The sequence below is a fragment of the Pseudanabaena sp. PCC 9330 genome (genome assembly GCF_055795045.1).
Genome location: NZ_JAYFES010000103.1, coordinates 104,381 through 127,952 on the forward strand (window position 1 = coordinate 104,381; position 23,572 = coordinate 127,952).

Sequence of the window (23,572 nt, forward strand, 5' to 3'; positions counted from 1 at the left end):
TGGCCGGGGTTTCTAGTATTTAAACTAGATCCAAGCAACCCGATCCAAGTCCAGAAGTGGTGTTCTAGCTGTGGGAAAACTGCGGATCCTGAGCTGGATTTGGGCATAGAAATCTTTCACTACCCCCCGGAGCTGATCGTTGACTAAGCCTGACCTTGACTCATCTGGGCCTGCTGCCTTCGACGTGCTGGTGATCGGCGGAGGGGCCGCTGGTCTCTACGCGGCCCTGGCTATCGACAGCCGATGGCGGATTGGGCTGGTGACCAAAGATACGCTGTCGATCTCCGCCAGCGACTGGGCTCAGGGAGGTATTGCGGCGGCGATCGGAGCCGATGACCAGGTGGCGCTCCACGTGGCCGATACGCTGGTGGCGGGGGCGGGGCTGTGCGATCGCCCAGCAGTCGAACATTTAGCCAGCCATGCGGCCCCCTGCATCGAGCGCCTGGTGGATCTGGGGGTAGCCTTTGATCGCACCGAGGGCCAGCTAGCCATGACCCTGGAGGCGGCCCACTCTCGCCGTCGGGTGCTGCATGCGGCCGATACCACCGGGCGGGCGATTGTTTCGATTTTGGCAGAGGCGGTGCTGCAACGGCCCAACATTACCGTCTTTGAAAGCGCCTTTGCTCTGGATCTCTGGATGGTCGCCGGGCGCTGTCGGGGTGCCCTGGTGGCCCACAACCAGCAGCTTCGCTGGCTCTCGGCCCAGGCCACGGTGCTGGCCACCGGCGGCGGTGGCCAGGTCTATGCCCAAACCACCAACCCCGCTGCCAGCACTGGTGACGGGGTGGCCATGGCCTGGCGGGCGGGCGCTCAGCTGCGCGACTTAGAATTTGTCCAGTTTCACCCGACCTCGTTGGCCAAGATAGGGGCACCGCCCTTTTTGATCAGCGAGGCGGTGCGGGGCGAGGGGGCTCACCTGGTAGACGACGAGGGCGATCGCTTTGCCTTTCACTACCACCCCGATGGCGAGCTGGCCCCCCGCGATGTGGTCAGCCGGGCGATTTTTCACCACCTGCAAAAGACCGGGCGGCCTCACGTCTGGCTCGATCTGCGCCCAATCCCGCGCGATCGCATCAACTACCGCTTTCCCAATATTCTCCAGGTCTGCCGCACCTGGGGCTGTGACCCGCTGAGCGAGCCGGTGCCCGTCGCCCCCGCCGCCCACTACTGGATGGGGGGCATTACGACTGATTTACACAGTCAAACAACAGTGCCAGGTCTCTACGCCGTGGGCGAAAACGCCAGCACTGGCGTCCACGGTGCCAACCGCCTGGCCAGCAACTCGCTCTTAGAATGCCTGGTCTACGGCGCTGAGCTGGCCCATCTGCCCTTGGCCGCAGAAGAAGAAGCCGATCCTTGCCCTGGTGCAACCAGCTTGAACGCGACCGGCTTGAGCGCGACCGTTCTTCCCCTGAATGAGGCCACCCTGCGGTGGGCTGAGGAGAATGGGGCAGCTGTCTTGGACAATCTTCACGTCCAGCGATCGCAGCTCACCCAGCTCATGTGGGATGCCGCCGCCATTAGCCGCAATCAGTCGGGTTTAGAGGAGGCGATCGCCGCCCTGCAAATTCAGCGCACCCAGTGGCAGCAGCACCCCCTGTATGCCCTCCATACCCTTACCCCTGGGCAAACCTACGCTCTGCCAGAGTCCCTGAGCTGGCCACTGGTACGAGCCTGGGGTGAACTCTGTAATCTCCACGATGTTGCCTGGCTAATTCTCCGCAGCGCCGCCTTTCGCACCGAGAGCCGAGGTGGGCATTTTCGCCAAGACTATCCCGCAGCGGCCCCAGAGTGGCAGGTGCATACGGTGGTAGAGGGCGATCAGTGGGGGAAATCGCTACCCGTGGAGGGTTAGCCTGCTCAACGGATATTTTCAGGACGGATACGTTCCTAGGGCAGTACATTCTCAGAGCCAATATATTCTCAGGGCAGACAGACGGGTCTGATCCTCCGACATTCATCTACGCTTTTATCTGCCTACCTCCGTTTCACCCGTTTGGGTTTAGCCTTGGCTTTCGACTTACCTCGCCGGCTCTTAGCGGCGGAGGAGAGCCAGTCAGTGGCGTAGTGGCTCAGGGCACCTAGTTCCAGGCCTATCAGTAGGGCTAGCCACCAGGGCCAGTAAGTTACCAAGGCCCAGCCCAGCCCGTCTATCAGCTCGCCCCAGGTGAGGGCAGTGCGCTGGGTGCTGTTGAGCAAATGCACCACAGTGACGCCAGCCAGGCCGAGCCAGAGAGACAGATACAGCACGCGCACCATTGTGCCGACAATCGGCCCGTGGGACCAGCGAGAGCGGTGGCGCATACTGCCCCGGTAGGGGAGCCAGATCCATCGCAGCCAGCCCCAGCGTTTGTACTGCACGGAGTGAATGTCGAGATCGGGGCCAAGCAGCCAGCCAGCCAGCAAGTAGCCCAGGCAGACCAACGCCGTCAACCAGCCATGGAGGGTGACGTAGAATGAGGCCAAAACCACCAGCGGTAGGCCCCAGAGAGTAATGCGATCGTGAGTGCGGCCTGAAGACATGGCACAGATGTACCAAGCTTTCTGCATTCTGACAAGGGGGTAGAGTGTCGAGCGGTTTAGCCCTAGCCACAGGTAGTTGACGCTAAACCACTGTCGGTGTGGGGCGATTAGCGTCTAGGTAGATGCCTTGAGCCTGCATCTATGGCCGAAACTAGCGCGATCGCATCCAGCTTGGGTTGAGAAAGTTGTCTAGGGCTCTTGTAGTCGGCTCTTGTAGTCGAGACTACTCATTTATCTGTATGCAAACACTATAACTTGGTCTAAATAAACTTCAGCAATCTCGATATCTCACGCCCCCAGACATGCCCTGGATACCTACATAGCCTGGCGCAGGTTCGCCATCCGCTGAAAGCTACCTGGGCCACACTCTTTCTCAAATTCCATCACAATCCAGTCCTGGCGTTTGCCGATGCGCTTGGCGCTTTTTTGCAGGTATTCGAAGTACTCCAGCATTTGTGTGGGCGTGGGCCTAGCCCCAAAAATCGAGCCATAGCACCACTCGTTCTTAGGCCAGCGACCGCAGTGTTCCCAGAACGATCGCTCGGCCCAGGTCGGCGCATTCCGCCGCATATAGGCACGGCGGCGGTGGCTGTGAAACAGCTCTACCAGGGTGGGGATGTCGTTGATCTGATGGGCCTGGTCGGCAGAGTAGATTTCCACCATGTCTTCCAGGTTGAGGGGGCGCTCGGTGATCCACTGGTGGCCACAGTCGGGGCATTTGGCGATAAACGACAGCACAATGCGGCCGCACTGGGGGCAGGGCTTCGTCGTCGGCGGCGTCCCCCCCTCGCTGTTTGTTTGCTCCTGCACCGGCAGGTGGTAGTCCTTAATATCTTCGGGAAAGCCCAGCCGCTCTAGATTTCCCGCCTGGTCGAGAATGATGCCGTACTGCTTGCCGGTCTGGGGCGAGATTCGCATGACCCGGCCAATCTGTTGCAGGTGCAGGGCACTGGATTGGGTGGGCCGCAGCATCAGCCCCACCTCCACGCTGGGCTCGTCAAAGCCAATGCTGATCACGTTGCAGGAGGTGAGCACCAGAATTTGCTCGTCTCGTAGGTCGCTGTACATGCGCTTGCGGTCTTTGATCGGGGTGCCGCCCTCGACGGTGGTAGACGGAATGCCAGCGGCGTTAAAGGCATCGGCCACGTGTCGGGCGTGCTCAATATCGACGCAGAAGGCGATCGTGCGCTTGCCGGGGCAGAGGCGCTGCCACTCGCGGACAATTTTTTCGATCAGCTCGGGGCGATCGCAGGCATTCTTTAGTCCTACCTCGTCGTAGTCGCCCCGCACAGTTTTCACTTCCTTCAGGTTGGCGACCCCATCTGGCGGCATGCTGTAATACTTCATCGGGGCCAAAAACCCCCGCTGTTGCAGGTCGCTGGGCACAGGTGAGGCCACCAGAGTATCCATAAAATCGCCCAACTGCTCTTTGCCCAGGCGCTTGGGGGTGGCCGTCATCACCAGATGCCAGGCGTCGGGAAAAGTTTTGAGCACTTTTTTGCCCACTTGACTAAACAGGGTGATGTGGCCCTCGTCGTAGAACACCACATCGGCGGGCCACTGCTTCCACCACTGCCGCTTCGACATGGTTTGAATGCTGGCGATCTGAATCGGGGCGTCGCGGTTTTCTTCCCAGCCCGCTTTGATAAAGCCACAGTTGAGCCCAAAGGACTCCATCTTTTCGTAGGTTTGGCCCACCAGCACATCGAGGTGCACCAAAAACATCAGCCGTTTGCCCGCCCGTTCGGCATGGGCGCAGATCTGCCCGCTGATCACGGTTTTGCCCGCCCCGGTACCGGCGACGATCGCCACCCGCTTGTGCCCCTCGTTGAGCTTGCGGTAGAGGTCGTTGATCAGGTCAACCTGGTAGGGGCGGAGTTGAGGAGGCATTGGAAACAATTATGGGTTTTAGGTTTTGTGGGCAGCCCACAAAACCTAAAACCCATAATAAACCAGTACTATCAACTGTTTCCCTCGGCAAGCCCGTTATCATGCTGGTATGTGAACACGGGTCTGCTATGACCACCTTTCCCCGTACGCCGTTGACTATACCGCCGCTGGAGAATGGCGATCGCCTCACCCGCGCCGAGTTTGAGCGCCGCTACGCCGCCATGCCCGATACTAAAGCTGAACTGATCGAAGGAGTGGTTTACGTGGCATCTCCTGTCAGGTTAGGTAGTCACGGGCGTCCCCACTCTCAGATGATGGCCTGGCTCAGTCCCTACTGGGTGACAACTCCGGGGGTGGATGTCGGCATTGACTCAACCGTAAGGCTGGATTCGGGCAACGAACCTCAGCCTGATATTTTCATGCGTCTGGAGCAGGGGTACGGCGGAAAATCTAGGCTCACAGCAGATGATTATGTGGAAGGCTCACCTGAGCTGGTGATTGAAATTGCCGCCAGCACCGCCACCTTTGACCTACACGAAAAGAAAGCGGCCTATGGTCGTAACGGCGTTCAAGAATATATCGTTTGGCAGGTGTTTGACCGTCAGATCGACTGGTTTGATCTGGATGTGGATCGTTACGTTGATCTGGAGCTGGGCGCAGATGGCCTCTGCCGCAGCCGAATCTTTCCTGGCCTGTGGCTCGACCGAGAGGCAATGGTGCAGGGCAACTTGCCTCAGGTGTTAGCCGTGGTGCAGCAGGGGCTACAATCGCCAGAACATCTGGCATTTATTGAGAAATTGCAGTCTACTCAGGGTGCTTAGACAAATGGAAAGGCGAAAGCTGGGCAACACCGACATTGAGATCACGCCGCTGATTTTTGGCACCTGGCAGGCTGGTAAAAGTGGCTGGGTTGGGGTTGAGGATGCAGCCGTCATCCACGCCATGCAGGCGGCACTGGAGGCCGGAATTACCACCTTCGACACCGCAGAAGTCTACGGTAACGGCTACTCTGAGGAGCTGGTGGGTAAAGCGTTGGCAGACAGGCGCGACCAGGTTGTGCTCGCCACCAAGGTTTTTGCCAACCACCTGAAAGCCGACCAGGTGATCGAGGCCTGCGAGAATTCTCTCAAGCGGATGCAGACCGATGTGATTGACCTGTACCAGATCCACTGGCCATCGGGCTCCTTTAACAGCGAGGTGGTGCCCATCGGCGAAACCATGGGAGCGCTGAACCAGCTCCAGGAGCAGGGCAAAATTCGCGCGATTGGGGTGTCGAATTTTTCTAAAGCCCAAATCGAAGAAGCCATGCAGTTTGGCCGCATCGACAGCCTTCAGCCTCCCTATTCCCTATTTTGGCGCGGGGTCGAGGCCGAGCTGTTGCCCTACTGTGTCGAGCACAACCTGACGATTTTGGCCTACTCATCCCTGGCCCAGGGGTTGCTCACCGGCAAGTTTGGCCCCGACCACCAGTTCCCTAAAGACGACATTCGCAGCAAAAACAAGCTATTTCAGCCACCGCTGTACGAAAAGGCCCAGGCCGCGCTAGATCAGCTCAAACCCATCGCTGAGGCCCATCACACTACCCTGGGCAACCTGGCTCTGGCCTGGCTGATGGCCCAGCCTCAGACCACGGCGATCGTTGGGGCGCGCAACGTTAACCAGGCCTTAGAAAATGTCAAGGCGGCGGCGGTATCTCTATCGCCGGACGATCGGGCGACGATCGACAGCATCAGCCACACCGTGACCGATCACCTGCCCGCCGACCCGGTCATGTGGGCTTTTGGCTAGCCTGCCTACAGCGCCTCGGGCTCTTTGCCAGAGACCACCGGGGCAATGCTGCTCAGCTTGAGCTTCGGATGATCGGTCATCACCTGTTGGCAGTTCCACTCGTTTTTAAATAGCAGTACCGGGCGATCCCAGCTGTCTTTGACGGTGACGGTGTTGAACAGGCGACCGGCGGCCTCCAAGGCTTCCCAGCCGCCGTCAACCCAGCGGGCCACGGTGTAGGGCAGCGGCTCAATGCGGGTTTCGACACCGTACTCGTTTTGCAGGCGGTACTGCACCACCTCTAGCTGGAGCTGGCCGACGGCAGCCAAAATCGGGTCGCGCTTCGACTCATCGGCGGAAAACATGATCTGCACGGCCCCTTCTTCCCGCAGTTCTGACACGCCCTTCTGGAACTGCTTGTACTTGGAGGGGTTAGGGTTTTTGAGGTAGGCAAAAATCTCCGGCGAGAAGCAGGGAATGCCGTCATACTCCAGGCGCTTGCCCTGGTAGATGGTGTCGCCGATCGCAAACACGCCGGGGTTATTCAGACCAATCACATCGCCGGGGTAGGCTTCTTCGAGGGATTCGCGGCCCTGGCCAAAGAGCTTTTGGGGGTGCGACAGGCGAACGGATTTGCCAGAACGGGCGTGGCTGACCACCATATCTTTCTCAAACTTGCCCGAGCACACCCGCACAAAGGCGATGCGATCGCGGTGTTTGGGATCCATATTTGCTTGCAGCTTAAACACAAACCCTGAGAAGTCGGGGTGGGTAGGCGGCACCTCGCCCAGGGTGCTGCTGTGGGGCGAAGGCTTGAGGGCGTAGTCTAAAAACGCATCGAGAAACAGCTGCACGCCAAAGTTGGTCATGGCGCTGCCGAAGAATACCGGGGTCTGCTGCCCGGCATGGACGGCGTCGAGGTCTAGCTCTGGCCCCGCCTCTTCGATCACCTCCAGCTCTTCTTTGAACTGATAGTAGAGGTCTTGGTCGAGCAGGTCTTCGATGCGGGGGTCGCCAATGTCTAGCACGGTATCTTTGGCCGCTTTTTTGCCGTGGATGCTGCGCTCAAACAGGTGAATCTGCTGGTGGCGGCGGTCAAACACGCCCTTGAAGCGATCGCCCATGCCGATGGGCCAGTTGACCGCATAGGTCTGCAAGCCCAGCCGCTGCTCGATCTCATCCAGCAGCTCTAGGGGTTCGCGGGCCGGGCGATCCATCTTGTTGAAGAAGGTGAAGATGGGCAGGGAGCGCAGGCGACACACCTCAAACAGCTTCAGGGTCTGGGGCTCTAGACCCTTGGCCGCGTCTTCGAGCATGACCGCGTTGTCGGCGGCGGCCAGGGTGCGGTAGGTGTCTTCACTAAAGTCTTGGTGACCCGGTGTATCCAACAGGTTCATGGTGTAGCCCCGGTAGGCAAACTGAAGCACTGTGGACGTGATGGAAATGCCCCGCTGCTGCTCCAGCTCCATCCAGTCTGAGGTAGCGCTGCGCTGGGCGCGTTTGGCCTTAACCGCCCCGGCTTCCTGAATGGCACCCCCGTACAACAGCAGCTTTTCGGTGAGCGTCGTTTTACCAGCGTCGGGGTGGGAGATGATGGCAAAGTTGCGCCGCTGCTCCACCGCTGCGGCAATGTCAGTAGAGATGTCGGCGGCGGTGAGGGCAGTGACGGCGGTGTCGGTCATGGACGGGCAATATCCGGGGCGATCGTTGACGTAGGGATGGCGTTCTTTTAATTGTACGGGCTGACCTGAGCTTCGACAGAATACCGAGACAATCTAGAGTGAGGATCCTGAGGGCAAGCCTATGGCCAAGGGGCTTTTTGTGGGGTTAATCACCCTCGACTGCATCTATCGGGTCAACCATGTGCCCGCCAGCGATGAAAAACTGGTGGCCCTAGACAGTCTGCTGGTGGCCGGGGGGCCAGCCACCAACGCGGCGATCGCCTTTGCCGCCCTGGGCAATCGGGCCACTCTGGTGGGTGCCCTGGGGCAGCATCCCCTCGCGACTCTAATTCGCACTGAGCTGGCGGGTTATGGGGTTGAGGTGCTGGATCTACTGCCTAACCTAGAAACCCCACCGCCGCTGTCTACCATTTTGGTAACCGACTCTACCGGCGATCGCGCCATTGTGTCGCGCAATGCGGTGGGTCGCCAGGCCGAGCCACCCGCGGCCCTAGAGAATGCCTTGCAAGGCGTAGACATACTGCTGATCGACGGCCATCAGATGGCGGCGGGGCTGGCGGTGGCAGACCAGGCCCAGCGGCAGGACATTCCTGTAGTGATCGACGCCGGCAGCTGGAAACCAGGGTTTGAGGCGGTGCTCAGTCGGGCCACCAGCGCGATCGCCGCCGCCAAGTTTCAAGTTCCGGGTCAGGCCGATACCCTAGCGGCCCTGGCCAGCCTGGGCATTGCCGAAGTTGCCATCACCCACGGCCCTCAACCGATCCAGTTTCTTCAGGGGGGCAACCAGGGAATGCTGCCCGTGCCCCAGGTCGCCGTGCAAGACACCCTAGGGGCGGGGGATATTTTCCACGGCGCGTTTTGCCACTATCGGCTGAGCAGATCGTTTCCCCTGGCTCTGGCTCAGGCCGCTGAGGTAGCCGCCCGCAGCTGTCGCCACTTTGGCCCCCGCGCCTGGATTGAGCAACGCTAACGCTATCCCTAGCGGCTATAGTACTTTTCTGTAATCACCCAGTTCCCCACTCCCGCCAAGCCCCGTGGGCAGACACATCGGTCTCGCCCATCCTCTCATCCACCCACTACCTATTCTCCCCATGGCCTACGAACAGGAAAAACAGGTTGCGATCGCCGCCGTTACCCAGGCGGCTCAGCTCTGTGAAGCAGTGCGCCAGAATCTGGTGCCCCAGGCGATCGAAAAAAATGACAAAAGCCCCGTCACCATCGCCGACTACGGTGCCCAGGCGATCGTCTGTCAGGCCTTAGCCCAGGCCTTCCCTAGCGACCCGGTGGTGGGCGAAGAAGACACCGCCGACCTGCGCCAGCCCGACTCAGCGGCAGTATTGGCCCAGATCACCGAGCAGGTGCAGCGGGTGATTGCAGGCGCTACCGATGACGACGTGCTGCGGGCCATTGACCACGGCAGCGGCGATGTCGCCCCCCGCTACTGGACTCTCGACCCCATCGACGGCACCAAGGGCTTTTTGCGCGGTGACCAGTATGCGATCGCCCTAGCCCTGGTAGAAGACGGCGACATCAAGGTGGGGGTGCTGGGCTGCCCCTTTCTCAGCTTTGACGGCGGCGACATGGGCCTGCTGTTTGTGGCCGTGCGCGGCGAAGGCACGGTGATGATGCCCCTGGCCGGTGGCAGCCCCCAGCCCCTGACGGTAGCCACGGCAGACGACACCGATCGCTTTCGTTTTGTGGAGAGTGTTGAGTCGGGCCACGGCGACCAGAGCCAGCAGAGTGCGATCGCCCGTGCCGTCGGCATTACCGCCCATTCCATCCGGATGGATAGCCAGGCCAAGTACGCCGCCGTCGCCGCTGGGCAGGCCGTGCTCTACCTGCGGCTACCTTCGCCCAAAACCCCCGACTACCGCGAAAAAATTTGGGACCACGCCGCCGGGGTAATCGTGGTCGAAGAGGCCGGCGGCCGCGTCACCGACATGCACGGCAAACCGCTAGACTTTGCCAGCGCCGCCCGCTTTCCCAACAACAAGGGGGTCGTGGTCAGCAATGGGGCGATTCACGACACCGTGCTGACCGCCCTAGGCGAAAGCAGCCCGCTCTAGATCTAAGCCAGGGGAGTTGGAGCCTTGGGGCTAGCTAGCCTGGGTCTCTGGTGCCACGCCCCTCGCTCCTAGAGAGCAACCCCGTACAGCTCGCGCACCGATGTTTGCAGTAGCACCACCAGGGTCGCTACCCCCAGCAGCGTGCCCAGGGGGGTAAAGGTGAGCGCACCACAGGCCACCACCACGCTAAACCAGTAGCGTCTCTGCTTGCCCAGGCAACGACCTGAAACGATCAGCGCGATCGCCAGCACCAGCCCGTAGAGAAATAGCCCCGCACCAAGCGCCAAAAACATCAGCCCTAAGGCAGCGGGGGGCAGATCACTGTCGCCACTGGCCAAACTCCCAGGAGCCACCATCGCCACCACCCCGATCGCCACAAAACCCAGCGGCAGCAGCGCAAACGCCAGCACCAGCCCCGCCACCACGTAGTGCAGCATCGCCAGCACTCGAAGCCGCTCAAGATCTTCGCCTGGGTGTCGCGTTTCCATAGCTCACTGTCCCAAATACCTGCCCCACAGGGGAGCTTCCCAATCTTGGCCCCTGCGGCTGGCGATCGCAGGCTATGTATCTCAACCTTAACGGAGCCGCCCTCACCGCCCCCAGTCCCTTCGCTATCCTAAAAACACCCACTCCGCACCTCCCCATGCCCCCCCTCCCCGGTTCTACCCTCCCCTTCTGGCGGCGCGCGCCCAAGCTGATCCTGCGCCCGCTCGACTATTTTGAAGACAACTACCGCCGCTACGGCTCAGTGTTTCAGGTGGGTGGGGGGATGCCGCCGTCGATCTACGTGGCCGACCCGGCGGTGATTCAGGGCATCTTTCAGGCCGATAGTTCCTACTTTCACATTCCCTCTCAGGGCATGGGCAGCGGGCTCACCTTTTTGCTGGGCGACCAGTCGCTGCTGTTGATCGATGGCGATCGCCATCGCCGCCACCGTCGGTTGCTGATGCCGCCGTTTCATGGCGATCGCATGCGGGTCTATAGCGACACGATCTGTGACCTGACCCAGCAGGTAATGGCGGGTTGGCGGGTAAATCAAGCCTTCAACCTGCGGTCAGCCATGCAGGAGATCACCCTGCGGGTGATTCTCAAGGCGGTGTTTGGCCTGGGGGAGGGCGATCGCTGCGATCGCCTGCGCCAGCTCCTCAGCACCCTGCTAGAGGGGTTGGGTACGCCCCTGAGCGCCTTTTTTATCTTCTTTCCAAGCCTGCAAAAAGACTGGGGGCCGCTCAGCCCCTGGGGCCGGTTTGTGCGCATCAAAGCTGAGATCGACACCCTGATCTACGCCGAAATCGAGGAGCGGCGATCCCAGCCCCAGGACGATTCTCTCGGGGAGGCACCGCCTGAGCGCACCGACATTCTCTCGCTGATGATCAGCGCCCGCGACGACCAGGGCCAGCCCCTCAGCGACGGCGAACTCCACGACGAGCTGATGACCCTGCTGATCGCCGGTCACGAGACCACTGCCAGCGCCCTCACCTGGGCGCTGTACTGGGTACACCGACAGCCCGAGGTCGGTAGCCGCCTGCAAGCCGACCTCGATGCCCTGGGGCCAGCCCCCGCCCCCCTGGCCTACGCCAATCTGCCCTACCTCAACGCCCTCTGCCAAGAGACCCTGCGCATCTACCCCGTGGCCCCCACTACGGGCATTCGCATCGTTGCTCAGCCGCTGACGGTGGCGGACTACGAGTTCCCCGCTGGGGTGGCCCTATTTCTCAACATCTACCTGGTGCACCACCGAGACGACCTCTACCCCGACCCCCACAGCTTTCGGCCAGAGCGGTTTCTAGAGCGGCAGTTTTCCCCCTACGAATACTTTCCCTTTGGGGGCGGTCACCGCAGCTGCATTGGCTCAGCTTTTGCTCTGATGGAGATGAAGCTGGTGCTGGCTACCATTCTGCGCCAGTGGGCACTGGCACTGCCTCCGGCACAAAATCGCCCCCTCAAACCCGTCCGCCGGGGGCTGACCCTGGCCCCACCAGGCCAGCTCAGCCTGGTGCCCATCGCCCAGCGGGTGGCCCAGCCGCAGACTCTGGGGTTGTCTTAGACCGAATCCAAATTCCATCCCCCCGACTCCCCACCGGCCCACCCCTAGGGCGTTGGCGTAGCCTGGCCGCAGGCTTTACCACGGTTCGCCCTACCGAATCAGGGGTAGGCAAGCAAAATTTAGTATTAGACCGAAACCCCGTCTACCGGAGCTACCCCGCTCAGCTCAAGAATCTGAGGAATCAGATCTTCACGGCGCACAGCCATGAGGTGTACCCCCTGGCAGATCTGCCGGGCGGCCTGCACCTGTTCTGCCGCGATCTGCACCCCCTCCTGTAGGGGGTCGGTAGCCTGAGCCAGGCGATCGATGATGGCCTGAGGAATCTGGGCACCGGGCACGTAGCGGTTAATGAAGTTGGCGTTTTTGGCCGACTTCAGCAGAAAAATGCCGGCCAGCACGGGGCGATCGTAGCCCGCCGCCATCTGATCCATAAACTTAGAGAGGCGATCGAAGTCGGTGATCAGCTGGCTCTGAAAGAACTGTGCCCCCGCCTTGACCTTAGCCTCAAACCGGCGCTGGAGCCCTGACCAGCTGGGCGACTGCGGATCGATCGCCGCCCCGGCAAATAGATTGAGATCGCCATCGGCCAAAGGCTTATCGTGGCTGTCAACGCCAGCGTTGAGCTTGTCGATCAGCTTGAGCAGCCGCACCGACTCTAGATCAAACACGCCCCGCGCTTCGGGATGGTCGCCTGCTTTAACTGGGTCGCCGGTCAGCGCCAGAATGTTGCGCAACCCCAGGGCGTGGGCACCCATCAGGTCAGCCTGGAGGGCAATGCGGTTGCGATCGCGACAGGCCACCTGATACACCGCCTCAATGCCCTGCTGTTGCAGCAGCAGCGCCGCCGCCCACGACGACATGCGCAATACCGCCCGGCTGCCGTCGGTGACATTCACCGCGTGCACCCGGCCCTTGAGCAACTGGGCCATAGCCAGCATGTGCTCGGGATTGCCCCCCTTGGGCGGCATCACCTCTGCGGTGACCAAAAACTGGCCCGCCTTAGCCGCCGTGCGCAGCCGATAACCCAGGGGTGCAGATATCAAGGAATCCTCCGTGTCGGTGGTGAAGGGGTAGAACCAACGGGTCGGACATCGAGCCTCGGACAGACGCTTTCCGCTGTTCCCTGCTACCGATTACCCAACCCCTGCGAAGCCCCAGTATATCCCGGCAACTACAGCGGTTTCGAGTCACCTCGCGGGGCTGAGCGACCTTGTCCCCACGCAAAATCCCCGAGATTGCTCAATATCAGCATCGAGCAATCTCGGGGACTCTGGCAATTCATTTGCTTAGATCTGGACTAGATCTGAGTCAACTCAGGCCATCAGGTTTCAGAGTTAGGAGCTTGGCTACCCAAAACCGGCGTTAGATAGGCCACCAGCGCCCCAATAAAGAACCCAGCCACGTTGCGAGTCAGGGGCAGCCAGTCACTGGTGCGGGTCAACACCGGGCCAAGGCCAAAGGCAAAGAATAAAATGCCCCACAGCGGCGAAAAGATCAGCACCCACTGCCAGGCGAGCCCTTGCCCCGGTTTGCGGGGATGGGCCGCAAAGCCGCAGATGACGCCACCGACGATGGAGGTAATCAGCGTCAGCACCCATTGCTCTTGGGGCAGGCCAGGCACCACATTGCAGCCGCCCTGGCGCAGGCAGCCTTGAATTGACTCAAGCGCGCTCAAGATCGAGTTATCTTCACCGTTTTCGCGCACAAAAAACTGGTTGCCGTAGCGGGTTTGTAGCTCAATCCAAAAGGTGCGGGGCAGTAGGTCATAGACCGCATCGCCAACGCTGAAGTTGAGCAGGTTGCCGCCCCGGGGGTCAGCCACCAGCATGATGCTGCGATCGTCAAGTCCCCAAAAATCTTTGACCGCCCGGCCAGGGGTTTGATCGTACTGGGTGAGCACCCGCAGCTTCCAGCCGGTCTCGGTCTCAAACTGGTTGAGCTGAGAATCGAGATCTTCTTCTTGGCGCGAGGTGAGTGACTTGGCTAGGTCAATAATGGCGGTTTCTTGGTCGGGCAAGAGTTCAGGGTTGTCGTAGGCCAGGGCGGGTGCCATCGGCAACCAGGTGCAGAGACCCACCAAGCAGACAATTAAGACCTTCAGCACGTTTCTCATACTGGCTTGCTGTAGAAAATAGAACTGGATGGCAATGACACCCACCGATTTAAAGCCCAAGATAAATCTTATGGTGGGGCACTTTCCTTAATTTAGTCTATACCTTTGTTTACACTTGTTTACACAACTCTAATATTTATTCCCGGTTTAGATTAGTTCTGCGTTGGCCATGCCGCAGCAAAAGCGGGTAGGTGCAGACAAAACTGGGCCTGGTCGATCGGGGTGGTGCCAAGGCGCAGGTCGCCGCCGTGGGCACGCACAATTTCACGAGCTAGACTCAGCCCTAGGCCAAGGCCCTCGCTGTGACCAGCGCGGGCGGGTTCGCTCCGATAAAACCGCTCAAATAGGCGATCGCGTTCAGTCGGCAGCAGCTCGACGGTGGGGTTGGTCAGGGTGAGGTACACCTGCTGGCCCCGGCGTTCAGCCCCGACCTGCACCCAGCCCTGGGGCAGGTTGTATTTGGCAGCATTGGTGATTAGGTTTTGGATCACCTGTATGAGCAGGGCGCGATCGCCCTCGACCGCCAGCCCCGGCTCAATCTCAGCGGCAAGGGTGAGATCGGGGGCCAGCAGTGCCAGGTCTTCGATCTGGTCTTGCACGAGGGCGCTGAAATCTACCGGCTGGCGCTGAATACTCATTTGCCCAGCATCGGCCAAAGACAGCAGCAGCAGTTGGCGCACAATGCTGCCCAGATGGCTGACCTGGTCAAGCAGGCGACTGAGGCGTTGCTGGGTCGCAGAGCCCGACTCGACCTGCTGAATCGCCCCCTCTAGCTCACCCTGGAGAATGGTGAGGGGGGTCTTGAGCTCGTGGGCCGCGTCACCGCTAAAGCGCGAGGCCTGGTGAAAGCTGCGTTCTAGCCGCTCTAGCATGGCGTTGAAGGCGGTAATTAACGGCTCAAACTCCACATCTCCCTCGACGGGCACCCGCTGACCCAGCCCCTGGGCGGTTACCTGGTCGATGGTGTGGCTGAGCTGACCTACGGGTCGCAGCGCCCGCCCGGCCAGCCCCCAAGCCCCCCCGCCGATCGCCAGCAGCAGCCCCGGAATCGTGATCAGGTAAATGCGCCGTAGGGTGCCCATCTCTTGCTGTAGAGAGTCGAGATTGGCGGCGATCGCCACCTGCCCGATGGGGCTAGCCCGCACCATCAACCGCCAAGGCCCGGTGTCTGTGTGCAAGGTGAGCAACCGCCTAGGCCCGCGCCCCACCCCCTGCCAGGGGCCTGGGGGTGGATGGGGTAGCTGCCCTGCCAGGCCCAGACTGGCCCAGCGGGGCGACTCATAAACCACGCTGCCCTCGCGATCAATCACCAACAGCCCTACGTCCTCTTCATTGGGCAGGCCCAGATCTCGGGCTAGGGGTGCCTCGGGCTGGCGCAGCTTGGCCCGATCGCCCCCGCGTCCAAAGGGCACCGCTCTCTCTAGCCGAGCGTCGAGGCGATCGAGCCGGGCCTGGTAGATCAGCCAGCTCGACAGTAGAGCAAACCCCAGCAGGGCACCACCGGCCAGAGCCGCCGACCAGAGAGCGAGCCGCAGACGGAGAGAGGGGCGTTTCACCAGGGTGTTCCCCGCCAGGTCAGGAGCGAGTTATCCCAAACCTGAAACCCAGGCCCCCGATTCCCACAAAGCCAAACCGTAGGGGCGCATTGCATTCGCCCTGCTGAACCTGGGGTATCTAAGCAGGATTGAGGGTGAGAGAGGGGCGGCGTGAAGAGAGCACAGCGGCGGTGGGCGGTAGTCATAGGTCGGTCTCCCCTGCCCGAAAGCGATAGCCCACCCCACGCACGCTCTCAATGTGAGCGGCACCCAGGGGGCCAATTTTTTTGCGCAGGCGCTGGGTTGCCACATCTACCACGTTGGTGCTGGGGTTAAAGTCGTAGCCCCACACATGGGCCAAAATCTGGGTGCGGGTAAAGACTCGACCGGGCGATCGCATCAGGTACTCCAGCAGGTTAAACTCGCGGGTGGTCAACTCGACCTGGCGGTCGGCGCAGGTCACCTCGCGGCTAAGGCGATCGAGCCGCAGGGGGCCAACGGTGATAAAGTTTTGGCGATCGCCGCTGCTGCGGCGCACCACAGCGTGAATGCGGGCCACCAGTTCTTCGACGTAAAAGGGTTTGGCGATGTAGTCGTCGGCCCCCAGGTTTAGCCCCGTCAGGCGATCGTCCAGCTCGTTGCGGGCCGTAATCAGAATGACCGGCACGTTTTGCCCCGCCGCCCGCAGGTTTTTGAGCAAAGCCAGACCGTCGATTCCCGGCACCATGATGTCGAGCAGCACGACGTCATAGTCTTGATCTAGGGCCAGAGCATAGCCCTCGGTACCACTGTCGCAGACCTCTACCACAAACCCCTGCTCTCGCAGCCCCTGGGCCACAAAATCGGCAATTCGGGCCTCATCTTCGACCAGCAAAATATTCATGTCACCCCAGCCTAAGCTCAGATCTAGCCTGCAACCATGACAACTTTGTAATTGATTTGCCATAGTTTTGCCATGGTGCCCAGAGTTAGATAAGTAGTGACACTCTATATAGATAACTGGAGCAAAACGCCTATGGCTATGCACCGTTCACTCATGACCTTGGCCCTGGCCTCAGCCCTAGTGGGTGGGCTAGGCCTCACCGCCCTGGCCCAGTCCACCCCATCTCCCCTAGCCCAGGGGCAGCGTACCGATTGCAGCGATCGCTCAGGGCGGGGTCACGGGCGCGGTCTAGATGCCGCCGCTGCCCAGCTCGGGGTCAGCACCGTCGATCTCAAGTCGGCCCTGGGGCTGCCTGCTGAGCGGCCCCAGCGCCCCGACATGGCTGCCGTCGCCGCCCAGCTCGGGGTCGCCGAAACCGACCTGAGAGAGACCCTGCGCAGCACTATGCAGAATGCCCGACAGCAGCGCCAGGCAGGCACTCGCCCCAACCCCAGCCAAATGCTCGCCGCCGCCGCCAGTCAGCTGGGCGTCAGCGAAATCGACCTGCGATCGGCCCTGGGTATTCCCGAGACAATGCCGCGCCCCGACTTAGCCGCCGCCGCCACCCAGCTCGGCGTCAGCGAAGCCGAACTCACCGCCGCTCTGCGTAGCAATCGGAGAGGCCCCATGCAGCGCCGTCAGACCGCACCAGCCGAGTAGAGTAACAGCAGGCGTCCCCTCCGTTGGAGGGGTGCCCAGAGGGCGGGGTGGGTCGCTTGCGAGAATTTCAGCCTGTGCCGGATGCGATCGCATCACGTTACTATAAGGAACTGTGCCGTTGCTGCTCCTGTTGCTGCCCAATGTCTAGATCCATCGCCGGTTCTGCCCGTCAGTACCACATCACCACCTTCGGCTGCCAGATGAACAAGGCCGACTCCGAGCGCATGGCGGGCATTCTCGACACCATGGGCCTGAGCTGGACTGACGACCCCTACGAAGCCGACGTGGTGCTTTACAACACTTGCACCATTCGCGACAACGCCGAGCAAAAGGTCTACTCATACCTGGGTCGCCAGGCCCGCCGCAAGCACGAAAACCCCGACCTGACGCTGATCGTGGCCGGATGCGTCGCCCAGCAAGAAGGAGAATCTCTGCTGCGCCGAGTGCCCGAGCTCGACCTGGTGATGGGGCCACAGCACGCCAACCGCTTACAGGATTTGCTCGAACAGGTGTTTGACGGCAATCAGGTGGTGGCCACCGAAGAGGTGGACATCATGGAAGACATTACCAAGCCCCGGCGCGACAGCACCATCACCGCCTGGGTGAATGTGATCTATGGCTGCAACGAGCGCTGCACCTACTGCGTGGTGCCGGGGGTGCGCGGCGTTGAGCAATCTCGCACTCCCGAGGCCATTCGCGCCGAGATGGAGGAGCTGGGCCGCCAGGGCTTTAAAGAAGTCACCCTGCTGGGCCAAAACATTGACGCCTACGGGCGCGATCTGCCCGGCTCTACCGCCGATGGGCGGCACCAGCACACCTTCACCGACCTGCTCACCTACGTCCACGATGTGCCCGGCATCGAGCGCATTCGCTTTGCCACCAGCCACCCCCGCTACTTTACCGAGCGGCTGATTCGCACCTGCGCCGAGTTGCCCAAGGTGTGCGAGCACTTCCACATTCCCTTTCAGTCGGGCGACAACGAGGTGCTGAAGGCGATGGCGCGGGGCTACACCCACGAGAAGTATCGCCGCATTATCGACACCGTGCGCCGCTATATGCCCGATGCGGCGATCAGTGCCGATGCGATCGTCGGCTTCCCTGGCGAAACCGAGGAGCAGTTTCAGCGCACTATGGATTTGGTCAACGACATTGCCTTTGACCAGCTCAACACGGCGGCTTACTCGCCCCGCCCCGGCACCCCGGCGGCCCTCTGGGAAAATCAGCTCTCTGAAGAGGTGAAGGCCGATCGCCTGCAACGGCTCAACCATCTGGTGAATACGAAGGCGGCAGAGCGCTCCCAACGCTACCAGGGCCGCATTGAAGAGGTGCTGGTGGAAGCGGCTAACCCTAAGAACCCCACCCAAGTCATGGGCCGCACGCGCGGCAACCGCCTCGCCTTCTTTGATGGCGATTTTGCGACGCTGAAGGGGGAGCTGGTGCAGGTCAAAATTACCGAGGTGCGCCCCTTTAGCCTGACGGGGGAACCCGTTAAGGCGCTAGCCGCCGTTACATAAATGGCCCCAGTTTAGAGAGATTTTCGGCTAGGGCTGATTTGATGGCGATGGCAACTGAAGCTCAATGCCAATTTTGCTGCCTAGCTCGATTACATCATCAGCAAAACCATTCGCTGCCGATACACCGCCTGCTAGCATGGCAGCGGCGGTGACCAGGGCCGCAAGGCGCTTTTTCAACTTCGGCATGCTGCGCTGGTCATCGGGCTTTTGAATTTCGGCCTCCACGTCGTCGATGTCGATGATTAGGTCGTCGCGCACCTCGGGGGGCAGTTGGGCAGCGGTCTGACGCAGGCGATCGACAATCTGGAGCAGTTCGGCGGTGGGGGTGCCGGTGGTTTGGCTAAAGCCCACAGCGATGATCTGGGCATGGCCGCTGGCGTCGTTAACCAGATTGCCGATGTTGCCGCCGTTGGCCTGGGTGCCCCTCTTGTCGCCTATAACTTTGCAGAAGGCGATCGGGGGTTTAGTGAAGCTTGAGTAGTTGGCTGGTATGCAACGGCAGCATGGCATAGGTTTGGCCGTCGTCGTCGCTAAAGTCGACTTCGTAGACATCGGGAGCAAGATGTTCGACCAGGGTACCGACTTGCCCGGCGGCAAGGTTGTGCTCAGGCAGAGCTGTTTTTAGAGCAACCACATCGAGTAATTGAAACTGGCAAGGGAGACTAGGCATTGAGGATTTCAGAAATCAACACATCGGCTTCAGCTTCATATTTAACTGTCGATAATTTCGGCTAATGCTGTTCTCAAGTCCTCTAGGTCTGAGCCAACTGGGCTTTCTAGCCACTCAAACAAAGCTGACACCCGCTGGCTCCGAGAACTTGTGGCGGGGGGCACATTGCCTTTGGGTGGATTGAGTCTAAACACCACTGTCTCAAATTGGGGGTCGGGCAGGGTGAGGACAAATTGATGTAGCTCAACTCGCCCCTGGGGAATGGGAATGCGAGGCTGGTCGGGGGCACTGCGGGAGGGAATGCGATCGCCCATGCCAACCATGCCGTAGCGCTCTTCGATGTCGAGGTCGCGTTCTTTGATGTCGCGGCGGCGGCGGGCTTCTACGGGTTCATAACCGTCGAGGAGCTGTCGCAGGTTGAGGCGCAGGCGCAGTTTGCCAATAGGAAATTCTTGAATACCCATGCCTTCTTGACCCAATAGTTCTTGGTAGTCGAGGGGGGGATGGTCGGGGTGGTTGGGGACAGGCACCCACTCGGTGACTTCTAAATCGGCAAAGCTTTTGTGAATGCGGGTGAAGGTATCGCGGATAAGGGAGAGAAAAACGCGGCGGGTGGTGTCGCGTCCTGCAATGGCGATGAAGATTTTTTTGTCTTCGGGGTCGGCTTTGACGCGGGCGATGTTGCAGACTTCGTCGCCTTCGCAATATTCCAGCATGACGCCGCTGCGCCAGCAGGTTTGGTTATGAATCCTCTCGTGGTTAAGGACTATAAATCTGGATAGAACAATCTCCAACCAGACAGGATAGTGGTACTGAAACTCTAGTGTGCCACCTTTAAGCCTAATATTTTCTGGCTCATCCTTAGGTAATAAACCGGGGAGTAAAAACTGGGGACAGGTACAGTCAGGTAGTTCAAAGCAGAGCTGAAACTCTTGCATGAGTTCGGTTAGGTACCGATGCCGCTCTTTTGGGTAACGTTGGGAGTCAAGCACTCGGGTGAGATCGTTGTTGTCAAGAAGGCCTTTACTTTTAGTTTTAAGCGTTTCGTCGCTGAGCAGGGCATAGATGCCTGAAGTTACCCAGTCGGGATTGAGGACATTAGTATTTTGCAAAAAGTCGTGGTCACGGAAGTTGAGCACCAGACCTAAGTTATGGAGTAGGTCGATGAGCTGAGTTTGGTTTTTCTCTTCAAAAATTTGGTTTTGGCAGCAGATGCCAATATATTCGCCATAGCTAATAAAGTCACGATCGAGGGCTTCGAGCCGTTCTTTAACTTCAAACCAAGAGAGGGGCAGTAGGTTGTAGACATCATGCAGCTTACCGACTTCCTCAGTGATTTTTCCTTGCAGGTCTTCAATACCGTCTCCGGTTTGGCAAGAGGTCTCTAGAATGGCGCAGATATTAGGATATTTCTCGCGCAGAGCTTTGCGGTTAATGTCGAAGGGTTGCTCATCCTTTTTGTTGCCAACAATGATGACGGGTGACTCGCCGCCAAAGCTTTGGATCAGCTTGAGCCAATACTCTATTCGGTTTTCTTCTTCGCTAGTGCGGCAGTTACAGACCAGAACGTAGAGGCTGCGCTTAGTGAGAAAGAACTGATGAGTGTGATGATAAATTTCCTGCCCACCAAAATCCCACACGTTGAGGCGCACGTCTTTGCTATTGACGTGGACACCCCACTCGCGCACATTGAGACCGTCGGTTTGAGGCTCATTAGAGTCGAAGCGATTTTCGATAAGGCGCTTGACTAGAGAAGTTTTGCCCACCGTGCCCTGACCCACCAGCAAGAGCTTGGCCTCATTCAGCGGTTTTACATCACCACTGCGAAGCTGGCGCATATAGTTGAAGATCCTCTCAACATAGCCAGGATCTTGATATCGCTCGGGTGATTCCAAAATTTCTGGAGAAATTGGCAAGGGGTTCCCTCGCAGATCGAGTGTCTCAAGTTGCGACAAAGACTCTAGACTCTCTGGGATAGCACTGATTTGGTTGCCGCTGAGAGAAAGCTCTTGGAGGCTTTGGAGCTGAGCGAAGTTGTCGGGAATCGTACTGATTTGGTTGTCGCTGAGGGAAAGCTCTTGGAGACTTTGGAGCTGGGCGAAGCTGTCGGGAATCGTACTGATTTGGTTGTTGCTGAGGGAAAGCTCTTGGAGACTCTGGAGCTGGGCGAAGCTGTCGGGAATCGTGCTGATTTGGTTATTGAAGAGGTAGAGCTTTTGGAGGCTTTGGAGCTGGGCGAGGCTGTCGGGAATCGTGCTGATTTGGTTCTCCCAAAAGTAGAGCTGTTGCAGGTTGTGAAGCTGAGCAAGGCTGTCCGGGATAGCACTGATTTGGTTAGAGCTGAGGTTAAGCTGTTTGAGGTTGTGAAGCTGGGCGATGCTGTTCGGGATGGCGCTAATTTGGTTGCTCCAGAGGTAGAGCTGTTGCAGATTAGCAAGCTGGGCGAGGCTATCCAGAATGGCGCTGATTTGGTTTCCTCCGAGGTTAAGGTGTTGGAGGTTACGAAGTTGAGCAATGCTGTCCGGAATGGTACTGATTCGGTTCTTCCAAAGGTAGAGTTGTTCAAGGTTATGAAGCTGAGCGAGGCTATCGGGGATGGTACTGATTCGGTTATCGCCGAGGTTGAGCTGTTGGAGACTATAAAGCTGGGCGAGACTATCTGGGATGGTGCTGATTCGATTATCGCTAAGGTCAAGCTGTTGGAGGTTGGCAAGCTGGACGATGCTGTCCGGAATGGTGCTGATTTGGTTAGAGCTGAGGTCGAGCTGTTGGAGGTTGGCAAGCTGGACGATGCTGTCCGGGATAGTGCTGATCTGGTTCCTCCAAAAGTCGAGCTGTTGCAGGTTATGGAGCTGGACGATGCTGTCCGGGATAGTGCTGATTCGATTAACAGGAGCCTGAAGTATTTTGAGGTTGCTAAGTTGACAAATTTCTAATGGCAAGCTGGTTAGTTCGTTGCCGAAATCCTCATCTTTCTCTTCATCCCACTTTCCCAAAATCAGGGTTTCAAGCTGGGTGAGTTTGCCAATCTCGGGCGGCAGCTCCGTCAGCCCGTTGCCCGACAGGTCTAGCTCTGTCCAGCCCTCGGCGGCGGCCTGGTCGATCAGTTGCAGCAGCTCATCCTGGGTCATAGCGATTTTGGTTTGGGCGGGGGGGGTTCCCCCTTTTATAGCCGCGATTGGGGCGGGGTGGGCGATTTACCCGATTGTTGTGAGCAAGTTGGCACCCATAAGGTGGGTTAGGCAGCCACCTTGCCGGTGCCACACTCGGGGCAACCGCCTCGCCTGCTTTCACTGAGTGCAGGGGCAGAGGTCTCTGCAAGTCTCCGTGACCCAAAGGCATTTCTCTAAGGGCTCTTGATTTCTGTATTTTTAGCTACTTTTTTGAAGCTATGTCATAAAAGTGTGACAAAATACTTCCAGAGTATTTTTGCCTGCAACTGTGCAGGGCTTTCAGGCGGCTCTACGCGAATCCAGCAGACACCACCCATGAGACAGCTTAACTATCGGCCTGAGCTTCGGCAGATCAGGCTATTGCGCCGATCGTCCCATCAGCCCCAGTTTACCTACTGGCAGATTCTTACCTCCTACCTGTGCAGCTTTGTCGGTATTGCCGTGCTGGCTTACCTGACCGTCTACACCGGTTATCCATTAATTGCAGCGCCCTTTGGGGCCACCGCAGTGCTGGTGTTTGCAGTGCCCGATAGCCCCCTGGCCCAGCCCCGCAACGTAATTGGCGGCTGCGTCATTGGGGCGCTGGTCTGCGTCGCCTGCGTCAGCCTATTTGGCACGGCTCCGTGGGTGATGGCCCTCGCCGTGGCCACCGCCATTCAGCTCATGCAGCTTACCCATACCCTGCATCCCCCTGGGGGAGCCGTCGCCCTGGTGGGGGTGATGAGCCACGCCTCCTGGGATTTTGTGTTTACCCCGGTGTTGACGGGGGCGGTGGTGCTGGTGCTGTGTACGGTGGCCTTTAGCCGCTGGATTCCGGGTCGCCCCTACCCCAAACACTGGATTTAACGGCGTCTAATCTCAAGGCCACAGCCCCCATACTCCAAAGGCTAAGAGCGTTTCATTGATAAATAAAGATTATGTCAGGCCTGCGCCTAGCCTTCGATTTAGTCAGCAGGTTCGCTAAACTCAACCATGCCCTGCCGCTGGTTCTTGGTTATGCGCCCCCTCCT

Annotated in this window: 20 protein-coding genes; 9 read left to right on the forward strand and 11 right to left on the reverse strand. The window is 59.4% G+C overall.

Annotated features, from left to right (window positions below; genetic code table 11):
* Window positions 1-139 precede the first annotated feature (139 nt).
* Entirely contained in the window at window positions 140-1,855 is a 1,716-nt protein-coding gene (nadB, locus tag AC0QKW_RS12945; protein ID WP_473151485.1) for an L-aspartate oxidase, read from the forward strand.
* A gap of 122 nt (window positions 1,856-1,977) precedes the next feature.
* Here nadB and AC0QKW_RS12950 read toward each other — a convergent pair whose 3' ends face one another.
* Window positions 1,978-2,550, reverse strand: coding sequence for a metal-binding protein (locus AC0QKW_RS12950; protein WP_473151486.1), 573 nt, complete (start codon window positions 2,548-2,550; stop codon window positions 1,978-1,980).
* A gap of 288 nt (window positions 2,551-2,838) precedes the next feature.
* Complete coding sequence (locus tag AC0QKW_RS12955) at window positions 2,839-4,413, reverse strand: DEAD/DEAH box helicase (RefSeq protein WP_473151487.1); 1,575 nt, start codon at window positions 4,411-4,413, stop codon at window positions 2,839-2,841.
* Window positions 4,414-4,541: 128 nt separating this feature from the next.
* Here AC0QKW_RS12955 and AC0QKW_RS12960 point away from each other — a divergent pair, with 128 nt between their 5' ends.
* Complete coding sequence (locus AC0QKW_RS12960) at window positions 4,542-5,234, forward strand: Uma2 family endonuclease (protein WP_473151488.1); 693 nt, start codon at window positions 4,542-4,544, stop codon at window positions 5,232-5,234.
* Window positions 5,235-5,238: 4 nt separating this feature from the next.
* Window positions 5,239-6,201, forward strand: a complete 963-nt coding sequence (locus AC0QKW_RS12965; protein ID WP_473151489.1) for an aldo/keto reductase — start codon at window positions 5,239-5,241, stop codon at window positions 6,199-6,201.
* A 5-nt stretch (window positions 6,202-6,206) separates the two neighbouring features.
* Here AC0QKW_RS12965 and prfC read toward each other — a convergent pair whose 3' ends face one another.
* On the reverse strand, window positions 6,207-7,862 hold the full coding sequence (gene prfC, locus AC0QKW_RS12970) for a peptide chain release factor 3 (protein ID WP_473151490.1): 1,656 nt from the start codon (window positions 7,860-7,862) through the stop codon (window positions 6,207-6,209).
* A gap of 121 nt (window positions 7,863-7,983) precedes the next feature.
* Between prfC and AC0QKW_RS12975 the strand changes: the two genes are divergently transcribed.
* Both AC0QKW_RS12975 and AC0QKW_RS12980 read left to right on the forward strand, forming a co-directional pair.
* Window positions 7,984-8,832 carry a PfkB family carbohydrate kinase gene (locus AC0QKW_RS12975; protein WP_473151491.1) on the forward strand — a complete coding sequence of 283 codons (849 nt, stop codon included), beginning with the start codon at window positions 7,984-7,986 and terminating at the stop codon, window positions 8,830-8,832.
* A 121-nt stretch (window positions 8,833-8,953) separates the two neighbouring features.
* Entirely contained in the window at window positions 8,954-9,928 is a 975-nt protein-coding gene (locus tag AC0QKW_RS12980; protein WP_473151492.1) for a 3'(2'),5'-bisphosphate nucleotidase, read from the forward strand.
* 68 nt (window positions 9,929-9,996) lie between these two features.
* On the opposite strand, the gene AC0QKW_RS12985 is transcribed toward AC0QKW_RS12980, so the two are convergent.
* Window positions 9,997-10,416 carry a hypothetical protein gene (locus tag AC0QKW_RS12985; protein ID WP_473151493.1) on the reverse strand — a complete coding sequence of 140 codons (420 nt, stop codon included), beginning with the start codon at window positions 10,414-10,416 and terminating at the stop codon, window positions 9,997-9,999.
* Between the two features lie 155 nt (window positions 10,417-10,571).
* On the opposite strand from AC0QKW_RS12985, the gene AC0QKW_RS12990 reads away from it, so the two are divergent.
* Entirely contained in the window at window positions 10,572-11,975 is a 1,404-nt protein-coding gene (locus AC0QKW_RS12990; RefSeq protein ID WP_473151494.1) for a cytochrome P450, read from the forward strand.
* Between the two features lie 125 nt (window positions 11,976-12,100).
* Here the strand turns inward: AC0QKW_RS12990 and AC0QKW_RS12995 are convergent, their stop codons facing one another.
* From AC0QKW_RS12995 to AC0QKW_RS13010, 4 genes are all read right to left on the reverse strand, one after another.
* Window positions 12,101-13,018, reverse strand: a complete 918-nt coding sequence (locus AC0QKW_RS12995) for a methylenetetrahydrofolate reductase (protein ID WP_473151495.1) — start codon at window positions 13,016-13,018, stop codon at window positions 12,101-12,103.
* A gap of 278 nt (window positions 13,019-13,296) precedes the next feature.
* Window positions 13,297-14,028 (reverse strand): TPM domain-containing protein, encoded by a 732-nt coding sequence (locus tag AC0QKW_RS13000; protein ID WP_473151522.1) that lies wholly within the window; start codon window positions 14,026-14,028, stop codon window positions 13,297-13,299.
* A gap of 212 nt (window positions 14,029-14,240) precedes the next feature.
* On the reverse strand, window positions 14,241-15,644 hold the full coding sequence (locus tag AC0QKW_RS13005; RefSeq protein WP_473151496.1) for an ATP-binding protein: 1,404 nt from the start codon (window positions 15,642-15,644) through the stop codon (window positions 14,241-14,243).
* A 181-nt stretch (window positions 15,645-15,825) separates the two neighbouring features.
* Window positions 15,826-16,506 carry a response regulator transcription factor gene (locus tag AC0QKW_RS13010; protein WP_473151497.1) on the reverse strand — a complete coding sequence of 227 codons (681 nt, stop codon included), beginning with the start codon at window positions 16,504-16,506 and terminating at the stop codon, window positions 15,826-15,828.
* A 138-nt stretch (window positions 16,507-16,644) separates the two neighbouring features.
* Here AC0QKW_RS13010 and AC0QKW_RS13015 point away from each other — a divergent pair, with 138 nt between their 5' ends.
* Window positions 16,645-17,205 (forward strand): hypothetical protein, encoded by a 561-nt coding sequence (locus AC0QKW_RS13015; RefSeq protein ID WP_473151498.1) that lies wholly within the window; start codon window positions 16,645-16,647, stop codon window positions 17,203-17,205.
* 140 nt (window positions 17,206-17,345) lie between these two features.
* Window positions 17,346-18,719 (forward strand): tRNA (N6-isopentenyl adenosine(37)-C2)-methylthiotransferase MiaB, encoded by a 1,374-nt coding sequence (miaB, locus tag AC0QKW_RS13020; RefSeq protein WP_473151499.1) that lies wholly within the window; start codon window positions 17,346-17,348, stop codon window positions 18,717-18,719.
* Window positions 18,720-18,746: 27 nt separating this feature from the next.
* Here miaB and AC0QKW_RS13025 read toward each other — a convergent pair whose 3' ends face one another.
* The 3 genes from AC0QKW_RS13025 to AC0QKW_RS13035 are packed head-to-tail and all read right to left on the reverse strand — an operon-like array spanning window position 18,747 to window position 22,520.
* Window positions 18,747-19,229, reverse strand: a complete 483-nt coding sequence (locus AC0QKW_RS13025) for a hypothetical protein (RefSeq protein WP_473151500.1) — start codon at window positions 19,227-19,229, stop codon at window positions 18,747-18,749.
* A complete protein-coding gene (locus AC0QKW_RS13030) occupies window positions 19,183-19,389 on the reverse strand; it encodes a DUF4926 domain-containing protein (RefSeq protein ID WP_473151501.1) in 207 nt (68 codons plus the stop codon). Before AC0QKW_RS13030 ends, AC0QKW_RS13025 begins: the two co-directional genes overlap by 47 nt.
* 41 nt (window positions 19,390-19,430) lie before the next feature.
* Entirely contained in the window at window positions 19,431-22,520 is a 3,090-nt protein-coding gene (locus AC0QKW_RS13035; protein ID WP_473151502.1) for a leucine-rich repeat domain-containing protein, read from the reverse strand.
* 357 nt (window positions 22,521-22,877) lie between these two features.
* Here AC0QKW_RS13035 and AC0QKW_RS13040 point away from each other — a divergent pair, with 357 nt between their 5' ends.
* Window positions 22,878-23,408, forward strand: coding sequence for an HPP family protein (locus tag AC0QKW_RS13040; RefSeq protein ID WP_473151503.1), 531 nt, complete (start codon window positions 22,878-22,880; stop codon window positions 23,406-23,408).
* Window positions 23,409-23,572 lie beyond the last annotated feature (164 nt).